Raw genomic sequence first — 8,230 nt, forward strand, 5'->3', positions numbered from 1 at the left:
CACCGGCGCGCGCTTCTTGACCGTGTCAGCCTTTGCCATGGAGCCCCTCTGCCGCGATGTCGCACCGACATTAGATGAGTGGCATCACCCGGCAAAGACCCGCTTGGGCTTGAACATGCCTTGCTCGATCGCGCCGATGGCGACCAGCTTGCCGCGTGACGTCGCGCAGGCCTCTTCGGCCTCCACCGGTGCGTCACGGCCACGAATGATGACAGGATTGCCGAGGCGGATCTTTGTCGCCGCGTCATCGCTGATGGCGATCTGCGGCAGGCAGTCGAGGGCAGCCGAGGTGTCCACCAGAAGCGTGTCGATGGCGCCGAAGTCGACCGGCTTGGCCACCGCGTCTGCCGGTTCGGCGTCGTCGGCCGCTTCCGAATTCTCATCGCCAGTGGCGCCGAAGCGGGCGGCCTCGAGTTCGGCAATGGTGACGAAGTCCTTTGGCGTGAACGGCTCGACCTCGACCCGGCGCAGCTCGCTGATATGGCCGAAGCAGCCGAGGTCGCGGCCCATGTCGCGGGCCAGCGAACGCACATAGGTGCCCTTACCGCATTCGACTTCGAAAATCGTCTGGTCCGGCTTGTGCTCGACAATATCGAGCCGGCCGATCTCGATCTCACGCGGCGGTATGTCGACCATCTCGCCTTCGCGGGCGAGGTCGTAGGCGCGCTCGCCCGCAATCTTGATCGCCGAAAACTGCGGCGGCGTCTGCATGATGACGCCGGTGTATTTCGGCAGCAGCGCCCGCACCTCGGCTTCCGCCGGACGCAGGTCGGAGCTCTTCGTCACCGGCCCTTCAAGATCGTCGGTGGAGCGCTCATCGCCCCAGGCAACGGCGAAGCGGTAGATCTTGGCGCCGTCCTGCACGTAGGGCACGGTCTTGGTGGCTTCGCCGAGCGCGATCGGCAGCATGCCGGAGGCAAGAGGGTCTAGCGTGCCGGCATGGCCGGCCTTTTCGGCCTGAAACAGCCATTTGATCTTGGAGACGGCTTCGGTCGAGCCCATGCCGACCGGCTTGTCCAGCACCACCCAGCCGGAAACCGGCCGGCCCTTCTTCTTGCCGCGACGCCCCATCATTCTTCTTCCTTGTTGTCGTCGGTATCCAGATCGCGCGCCACTTCGGGCGATTTCAGCAGGTCGTTGATCCTGGCGAAATTGTCGAAGGAGGTATCGAGCCGGAAGCGGAATTCCGGCATGTACTTCATCTGCCTGAGCGCGCCGGAGACACGGCCGCGCACGAACTTGGCATGCTTGTTCAGCGCCTCGATCACCGCGTCGGCATCCTTGGCGCCGAGCGGAGAAACAAAGGCGGTGGCGATCTTGAGATCGGGCGACATGCGCACTTCCGAGACCGAAACGACCGAATTTTCAATCAACGGGTCGATGATTTCGCCGCGCTGCAAGGTTTCGGAGAGTGCATGGCGCACCTGCTCGCCGACGCGCAGCATGCGCTGGGATGGGCTTGATGTTGTGGAACGGGGCATTTTTCTCAATCCTGAAAGCGTGAGGCGCGGGATAGGACCGTGCCGCAAGTCTCAAACGGTCATTCTCAATAGCACTGAGGCGGCGGTCTTTCGACCACCGCCCAATATCGACAAGCCACTCGAACTCAGAGTGTGCGGGTCACCATCTCGACGCGGAAGCACTCGATGATGTCGCCGACGCGCATGTCTTCGTAGTTCTGGAAGGCCATGCCGCATTCCTGGCCGCCCGGGACTTCCGAAACCTCGTCCTTGAAGCGCTTCAGGGTCTTCAGCGTGCCTTCGTGGATGACCACGTTGTCGCGGATCAGGCGCACGCCCGCGCCACGCTCGACCTTGCCCTCGGTGACACGGCAGCCGGCGATCTTGCCGACCTTGGTGATGTCGAAGATCTCGAGGATCTCGGCATTGCCGATGAAGGTCTCGCGACGCTCCGGCGACAGCAGGCCCGACAGAGCCGCCTTCACATCATCCACCAGGTTGTAGATGATCGAGTAGTAGCGGATCTCGATGCCCGCGGCCGCGGCCGCGGCACGCGCCTGCACATTGGCGCGCACGTTGAAGCCGATGATCGCCGCGCCGGACGTTTCCGCCAGCGAGACGTCGCTTTCGGTGATGGCGCCGGCGCCGGAATGAACGATGCGCGCACGCACTTCGTCGGTGCCGAGCTTGTCCAGGGCAGCATTGATCGCTTCGATCGAACCCTGCACGTCGCCCTTGATGACCAGCGGGAATTCCTTCAGCCCGCTCGTCTGCAACTGCGACATCATCTGTTCGAGCGAGCCACGCTGGCCGGCATGCCTGGCCACCGCCTTCTCGCGTGCCAGACGCTGGCGATATTCGGTGATCTCGCGGGCGCGGGCCTCGTTGTTGACCACCGCGAAGCGGTCGCCGGCCTGCGGGGTTCCCTGAAGGCCGAGCACCTCGACCGGCATCGCCGGCGGCGCTTCCTTGATCTGCTCGCCGCGATCGTTGACGAGCGCGCGCACACGGCCCCATTCGTTGCCGGCGACGAGGATGTCGCCCGGCATCAAGGTGCCGGTCTGCACCAGCACGGTGGCGACGGGACCACGGCCCTTGTCGAGCTGCGCCTCGATGACGACACCTTCGGCGGTGCGGTCGGGGTTGGCCTTGAGGTCGAGGATTTCGGCCTGCAGCAGGATCGCTTCGAGCAACTTGTCGAGATTGGTGCCCTTGGTCGCCGACACTTCGACGTCCAGCACCTCACCGCCCATCGATTCGACGAAGACCTCGTGGCGCAAGAGTTCCGAGCGCACTTTCTGCGGATCGGCGTCATGCTTGTCGATCTTGTTGATCGCCACGATGATCGGAACGCCGGCCGCCTTGGCATGGCTGATCGATTCGATCGTCTGCGGCATGACGCTGTCGTCGGCCGCAACCACCAGGATGGCGATGTCGGTCGCCTGGGCGCCACGGGCGCGCATGGCCGTGAAGGCGGCGTGGCCGGGCGTGTCGATGAAGGTGATCTTCTGACCGTTCTTCTCGACCTGATAGGCGCCGATATGCTGGGTGATGCCGCCGGCCTCGCCGGAAACGACATTGGCGTTGCGGATGGCATCGAGCAGCGACGTCTTGCCGTGGTCGACGTGGCCCATGATGGTGACGACCGGCGGACGCGACACGAGGTCTTCCGGGCGGTCGGCGATGTTGAACAGGCCTTCCTCGATGTCGGACTCGGCGACGCGGCGGACCGTGTGGCCGAATTCGGTGGCCACCAGCTCGGCCGTGTCGGCGTCGATGACGTCGCCCGGCTTCAGGATCTGGCCCTGCTTCATGAAGTACTTGACCAGGTCGACAGCACGCTCGGACATGCGCTGCGCCAGTTCCTGGATGGTGATGGTCTCGGGCAGGATCACTTCGCGCATGACCTTTTCGCGCGGCTCATTGTGCATCGCGCGCTTGAATTTTTCCTGGCGGCGACGCATCGACGACAGCGAACGGGCCCGCGCATCCTCGTCGGACAACGCGGAATTCAGTGTCAGCTTGCCACGGCGGCGGTCTTCCTCGCTCTTGGTCGGCTTGGCCGGGCGCGCCACTTCGGGCGTGACCAGGCGGCGCACCGGCGCACCAGCGATCGCCCGCTTGGGCTTGACCTCTTCCTCCTCGTCGGCGGTCGCCAACTCAGCGGCTTGCGGTGCGCGGCGGCGAGCCTCTTCCTCGGCGCGACGGCGCGATTCGGCCTCGGTCTGCAGCCGTGCCTCTTCCTCGGCCTGGCGGCGCGCGGAGTCCTCGCGTTCGCGCTTGCGGCGCTCTTCGTCCTCGGCGCGGCGCTTGGCCTCTTCGGCCGCGCGCTGACGGTCTTCGACCTCGCGGACCTTCGAGCCCTCGAGCGCCCTGCGGCGCGCGTCCATTTCGCTGCGCGACAATTCGTTCAGCACCATGCCGCTGCGCTCGACCGGAGGCCGCGGCGGAGGCGGCGCCTTGGGCGCTTCCTGCACGACAGGTGCCGCCACGACCGCCGGCTTCGGCGTGAAGACGGGCGCAGCCGGAGCGGCAACCGGCTCCGGCTTATCGCCGGGCAGCGAGAACTTGCGCTTCTTGGTCTCGACCACGACCGACTTGGTACGGCCGTGCGAGAAGTTCTGGCGCACAGTGCCTTGTTCCATGCCGGGGCGCTTCAGCGTCAAGGTCTTCTTCGGTGTAACACTCAACGTCTTGTCGTCGCCCGATTTCGTATCGTTCATTCCATATCCTCTGCAGCATCATCTTCGTCAGCAACGGCCGCAAGCATTGCAAGATCGTCCGGGGTTCCGCCCCGATATCGGTCGAGCGCAACCATGCGCTTCTGGACCGCCTTACCCGCGTCTCCCGCGAGGACGGCAGCATGTATCACATTTGTACCCCCCAATGCCAAGCTCAACTCGGCCTCGGAGAAAAGTTTGTAGGCAAGGATGGAAGGGCCGCCAATATGGACGGTCGCCCGCCGCGCCTGGCTGATCTTGCGTACGCCGTCGTCGGATGCCTCGGTCGCGTGGAGCACGAAAAGCGCCAGCCCGCCGCGCACCGCGCTCTCCACCTTGGTGGCACCCAGCGAAATCGCGCCTGCCTTGCGGGCAAGGCCCAGCATGCCTAGAGCGGATCTGGAGAGCAACCCGTCGACCATGCCGCCGAGATCGGGCGGTACGACCACCTGTGCCTTGAAGGCGCGGGCAAAAAGGTTCTTGGCCGCCGCCTTCTCGATATGTAGGCGGTCGGCACTCACCCAGCAACCACGGCCGGGCAGATTTCGCTTGAGATCGGGAACGACGGCCGAATCCGGACCGACGACGAACCGGATCAGTTCATCCGGTTCGGCCTGTTTTCGGGTGACGATGCAGGTGCGATCGTTCATCTCGTCCAAGGGCGGGTTGTGTGCGATGCGGTTTCACCTCACGCACCAACGGCTTCGTCAGCCGTTTCTTCTTCGGCCGCAAGCTCGTCCTCGGTGATCCAGCCGGCCTTGAGGCGAGCGGCCAGAACCATCTGCTCGGCATCGGCGCGCGAAACGCCGTGGTTGGCCAGCACGCCGGGATAGACCTTGGTCTCGCCGTCCTTGCGTTCCTTCCAGCCGGTGAGGTCGTCGGCGGCATAGCCGGCGAAATCCTCGATCGTCTTCACGCCGTCCTCGCCGAGCGTCACCATCATGGCGGTGGTGACGCCTGGAATTTCGCGCAGATCATCCGAAACGCCCAGCGCCTTGCGCTTCTCGTCGTGCTCGGCTTCGATCTTCTCCAGATATTCGCGGGCGCGGGTCTGGATTTCAGAGGCGGTATCCTCATCGAAGCCGTCGATGGAGGCGATTTCGCCGGCATCGACATAGGCGACTTCCTCGACGCTGGTGAAACCTTCGGAGGCCAGCACCTGACCGACCATCTCGTCGACATCGAGCGCTTCCATGAACAGCGCCGAGCGCTCGACGAATTCCTTCTGACGGCGCTCGGATTCCTCGGCCTCGGTCAGGATGTCGATATCCCAGCCAGTGAGCTGCGAGGCAAGGCGCACGTTCTGGCCGCGGCGGCCGATGGCCAGCGACAGCTGATCGTCGGGAACCACCACTTCGATGCGCTCCGCATCCTCGTCGAGCACGACCTTGGCGACTTCCGCCGGCTGCAGCGCATTGACGATGAAGGAGGCGGCCGAAGGCGACCACGGAATGATGTCGATCTTCTCGCCCTGCAATTCGCCGACGACGGCCTGGACGCGGCTGCCGCGCATACCAACGCAGGCGCCGACCGGATCGATCGAGCTATCACGCGAGATGACGGCGATCTTGGCGCGCGAGCCCGGGTCGCGGGCGACCGACTTGATCTCGATGATGCCGTCATAGATCTCAGGCACTTCCATGGTGAAGAGCTTGGCCATGAACTGCGGATGGGTGCGCGACAGGAAGATCTGCGGGCCACGCTGCTCGCGGCGCACGTCGTAGACATAGGCGCGGACGCGATCGCCATATTTGTAGTTTTCACGCGGAATCAGCTCGTCGCGACGAATGATCGCTTCGCCACGGCCGAGATCGACGATGACGTTGCCATATTCGACGCGCTTGACGGTGCCGTTGACGATCTCGCCGATACGGTCCTTGTACTCGTCGTACTGGCGGTCACGCTCGGCCTCGCGCACCTTCTGCACGATAACCTGCTTGGCAGACTGGGCGGCGATGCGGCCGAAATCCATCGGCGGCAGCTGTTCGGCGATGAAATCGCCGAGCTGGGCGTCGGGATTGCGCTCGCGGGCGGAGGAAATGGCGATCTGGGTGGCGTAATCGTCGACCTTCTCGACCACTTCCATCAGCCGCTGCAGCTTCATCTCCCCGGTGTTCGGGTTGATGTCGGCGCGGATGTTGGTCTCCTGACCATAACGCGAACGCGCCGCCTTCTGGATCGCATCGGCCATGGCGGCGATGACGATCGACTTGTCGATCGACTTTTCACGCGCGACCGCATCGGCAATCTGCAGCAGTTCAAGTCTGTTGGCGCTTACAACCATGTTCTTTCTCCCGAGCCTGTTCGCCGGACCTTTGCGCCCGGCAGCTCAATCAAATTTCCTGTTCGTGTTCTTCCGTGACGTCCGGTTCCGCACCCTCGGACACATCGTCGTCCGGTTCACCGCGGCGTCTCTTGGCTTCCTTGCGCGCCCTGTTGTCCTTCGACAACGCTTCGCGAATGAGGTCGTCGGTCAGGATCAGCCGGACATCGGCAATGGCATCGTAGGGCACGCGCACCGTCGGCTCCTCACCATAGGCCGCCTTGTCGCGCTCGATCAGCACATCGTTCTCACCAGCCTCGGCGATCTTGCCCTTGAAACGCTTGCGATCGGCGACGACGACCGAAGTCTCCATCTTCACCAGATGACCGGTCCAGGTCACGAAATCCGATTTGCGCACCAAGGGCCGATCGATTCCGGGCGAAGAAACTTCGAGATGATAGGCCTTTTCGATCGGATCATCGACGTCGAGCGCCGGCGACACCGCGCGGCTGACCTCTTCGCAATCCTCGACGGTCATGGTGCCGTCCTCACGCTCGGCCATGATCTGCAGCGTCAGTCCGTTCTGGCCGGACAGATGCACGCGCACGAGGCGAAAGCCGATGCCGCGCAGCACCGGCTGGACGATCAGCGCAATGCGCGCATCGATGCCGCTTTCGCGGATGATGCGGTCGTCACCTTCGCTTGCCGTTGCAGTCATCAATTGCCTGTCGTTCGTTTCGAACCTATCGGCAGGTAATAAAAAAGAGCGGGACCGGGTGGACCCACTCTTCGTCATACCGACCAAGAATTTGAGGCTGATATAAACGATCCGGGCTGGTGTTTCAAGTCCGCAGTCCCGGCCGGACAAAAGCCTGTGGGTTCAGGGTTGTTCCAGGCGCATGGCCGCCATGCGGCAATCCCCCTGTGAGAGCCCGCGTCGCGCTCTTATTTGTTAGCCATCAAATGAATTGAATTGGCGCGCGCTGGCGCGCGGAAGGACAAGATCATGAGCAACCGCAGGATATTCTCCGCCTTGGGCGATCTCTTCACCACATTCGGCAGCGCCGTTGCCGCATCGCGCGCCGTGGAAGCCGGGCGTAAGCCACGAGCCGACGACCTGCGCAATCTCGGCATGGACCCGGCCATATTCAACAGGATCGGCCGTTTCTGACTGCGATGAGCATTCGATTCGGCTCCCGGTAAGTTGCCGGAGCCGTCGACGGTCGGGAGCGCCTACGTCCTGATGAAGGTAAGATAGGCCGGCCGGCGCCCCTCGCGAATGGCCTTGGCCTCATAGCGTGTACCCGGCCAACCCTCATAGGGACGATGCCAGTCGGCTGCCTCATCCGCCTGCCACGCAAAAGCGCCATGCGCCCGGCAATGCAGCAAGGTCCAGTTCACATAAGTGTCGATGTCGGACGCGAAGCGGAATTTTGAGCCCGGCTTCAGGACGCGCGCGAAACGGTCGAGATTGACCGGGCTGACGAAACGCCGCTTCCAGTGCTTCTTCTTAGGCCAGGGGTCGGGATAGAGAAGGTCGATACCGTCGAGCGAGGACGGCGGCAGCCAGTCAAGCAACTGGGTGGCGTCGTCGTCGTAGACCCTGAGATTGGCCAGCGGCGCTGCCCGCACCGCCATCATCATCTTGGCCATGCCGTTGACGAAGGGCTCCACGCCGATGAAGCCGATCGTCGGCGCCTCGGTCGCGCGATGCAGAAGATGTTCACCGCCGCCAAAGCCGATCTCGAGCCGAACCGCCGAAACCTCGGTTTTGAACAGGGTCCGCG

The 8,230-nt window shown here is 63.7% G+C and carries 8 protein-coding genes; 1 reads left to right on the forward strand and 7 read right to left on the reverse strand.

Annotated elements, in window-relative coordinates; genetic code table 11:
* Positions 1-84: 84 nt before the first annotated feature.
* The 6 genes from truB to rimP all read right to left on the reverse strand — a co-directional run bounded on the left by truB (position 85) and on the right by rimP (position 7,161).
* Positions 85-1,071, reverse strand: a complete 987-nt coding sequence (truB, locus tag EOA36_RS19565; protein WP_127279036.1) for a tRNA pseudouridine(55) synthase TruB — start codon at positions 1,069-1,071, stop codon at positions 85-87.
* Entirely contained in the window at positions 1,071-1,481 is a 411-nt protein-coding gene (gene rbfA, locus EOA36_RS19570) for a 30S ribosome-binding factor RbfA (protein WP_127279031.1), read from the reverse strand. Before rbfA ends, truB begins: the two co-directional genes overlap by 1 nt.
* A gap of 125 nt (positions 1,482-1,606) precedes the next feature.
* Positions 1,607-4,183, reverse strand: coding sequence for a translation initiation factor IF-2 (infB, locus tag EOA36_RS19575; RefSeq protein ID WP_127279032.1), 2,577 nt, complete (start codon positions 4,181-4,183; stop codon positions 1,607-1,609).
* The gene (locus EOA36_RS19580; protein WP_013891268.1) at positions 4,180-4,830 is read right to left on the reverse strand and encodes an RNA-binding protein; all 651 of its coding nucleotides are present in this window, start codon (positions 4,828-4,830) and stop codon (positions 4,180-4,182) included. The genes infB and EOA36_RS19580 overlap by 4 nt, the downstream gene beginning before the upstream one ends.
* Before the next feature lie 38 nt (positions 4,831-4,868).
* Positions 4,869-6,464, reverse strand: coding sequence for a transcription termination factor NusA (gene nusA / locus EOA36_RS19585; protein ID WP_027142036.1), 1,596 nt, complete (start codon positions 6,462-6,464; stop codon positions 4,869-4,871).
* A 49-nt stretch (positions 6,465-6,513) separates the two neighbouring features.
* Entirely contained in the window at positions 6,514-7,161 is a 648-nt protein-coding gene (gene rimP, locus EOA36_RS19590) for a ribosome maturation factor RimP (protein ID WP_127279033.1), read from the reverse strand.
* 288 nt (positions 7,162-7,449) lie between these two features.
* On the opposite strand from rimP, the gene EOA36_RS19595 reads away from it, so the two are divergent.
* A complete protein-coding gene (locus EOA36_RS19595; protein ID WP_127279034.1) occupies positions 7,450-7,614 on the forward strand; it encodes a hypothetical protein in 165 nt (54 codons plus the stop codon).
* Positions 7,615-7,676: 62 nt separating this feature from the next.
* Here the strand turns inward: EOA36_RS19595 and EOA36_RS19600 are convergent.
* Positions 7,677-8,230 (reverse strand): tRNA (guanosine(46)-N(7))-methyltransferase TrmB (locus EOA36_RS19600; RefSeq protein WP_127279035.1); only part of this gene is annotated, 554 nt, incomplete at its 5' end.

The organism is Mesorhizobium sp. M8A.F.Ca.ET.021.01.1.1, assembly GCF_003998025.1.
Taxonomy (GTDB): domain Bacteria; phylum Pseudomonadota; class Alphaproteobacteria; order Rhizobiales; family Rhizobiaceae; genus Mesorhizobium.

Coding starts and splice junctions, on each gene's coding strand:
- truB (WP_127279036.1), bottom strand. CDS start 1,071: ATGGGGCGTCGCGGCAAGAAGAAGGGCCGGCCGGTTTCCGGCTGGGTG.
- rbfA (WP_127279031.1), bottom strand. CDS start 1,481: ATGCCCCGTTCCACAACATCAAGCCCATCCCAGCGCATGCTGCGCGTC.
- infB (WP_127279032.1), bottom strand. CDS start 4,183: ATGAACGATACGAAATCGGGCGACGACAAGACGTTGAGTGTTACACCG.
- EOA36_RS19580 (WP_013891268.1), bottom strand. CDS start 4,830: ATGAACGATCGCACCTGCATCGTCACCCGAAAACAGGCCGAACCGGAT.
- nusA (WP_027142036.1), bottom strand. CDS start 6,464: ATGGTTGTAAGCGCCAACAGACTTGAACTGCTGCAGATTGCCGATGCG.
- rimP (WP_127279033.1), bottom strand. CDS start 7,161: ATGACTGCAACGGCAAGCGAAGGTGACGACCGCATCATCCGCGAAAGC.
- EOA36_RS19595 (WP_127279034.1), top strand. CDS start 7,450: ATGAGCAACCGCAGGATATTCTCCGCCTTGGGCGATCTCTTCACCACA.